General features: G+C 66.3%; 1 protein-coding gene. It reads right to left on the bottom strand.

The window, feature by feature from the left end:
- Positions 1 to 279, bottom strand: a 279-nt coding sequence (locus DW297_RS11055; RefSeq protein WP_136032302.1) for a TRAP transporter large permease subunit, incomplete at both ends; no start/stop codon positions are given.

Raw genomic sequence — 279 nt, 5'->3', positions numbered from 1 at the left:
GAGGTTGATGACGACGATGAGCCCGAAGTGGACCGGGTCGACGCCCGCGGCCGTGACGATCGGCAGGAGGATCGGCGTGAAGTTGATGATCGCCGCGTTGCCCTCGACGACCGTGCCGATGAGCAGCAGGATCACGTTGGCGACGAAGAGGATGAGCAGCACGTTGTCCGTGAGCCCGAGCACGGCGTCGGCGACGATCTGCGGCGTGCCGCCGGTCACGAGCGCCCAGGAGTAGGCCTGCGCCATCGCGATGATGAGCATGATCGCGGCGACGAGCAT

The sequence above is a fragment of the Microbacterium sp. PF5 genome (genome assembly GCF_004794315.1).
GTDB classification, from domain to species: domain Bacteria; phylum Actinomycetota; class Actinomycetes; order Actinomycetales; family Microbacteriaceae; genus Microbacterium; species Microbacterium sufflavum.
Note: the sequence above shows the minus strand (reverse complement) of the source record. Positions and strands in the feature narration are given on the sequence as shown.